This window comes from Paraburkholderia sp. SIMBA_053, from assembly GCF_046534895.1.
Classification (GTDB): domain Bacteria; phylum Pseudomonadota; class Gammaproteobacteria; order Burkholderiales; family Burkholderiaceae; genus Paraburkholderia; species Paraburkholderia caledonica.
Window position 1 is genome coordinate 1 of sequence record NZ_JAWRXU010000789.1, and the last position, 267, is coordinate 267.

Genomic DNA, 267 nt, shown 5'->3' on the forward strand with positions numbered 1-267 from the left:
ATCAACAACATGAAGTTTTTTCGGGTTTCTTTTAAATATTTCTTTTGTTACCGCCTGACCTATTGAACCCGCCCCACCAAGCACAAGAAACCTTGACTTAGAAACTTCAGCAGCAAGCAGTTCTTCGTTTTTGCTAATATCTTCGGAAAACAGAACCTTACTTCTGCCAATCAACGGTAAAATTGCATCACTCATACTTTTTATCCAATTTTCGAATTTTTTATGACATTACTTAGATTCATAACTGTAGTTGTAGTAACCACCGCT

Annotated in this window: 1 pseudogene; it reads right to left on the minus strand. The window is 36.3% G+C overall.

Going from position 1 to position 267, the window contains the following annotated elements:
* Nucleotides 1-195: pseudogene (locus SB753_RS37735) on the minus strand (UDP-N-acetylglucosamine 4,6-dehydratase); the annotation flags it as partial.
* Between the last annotated feature and the right edge of the window lie 72 nt (nucleotides 196-267).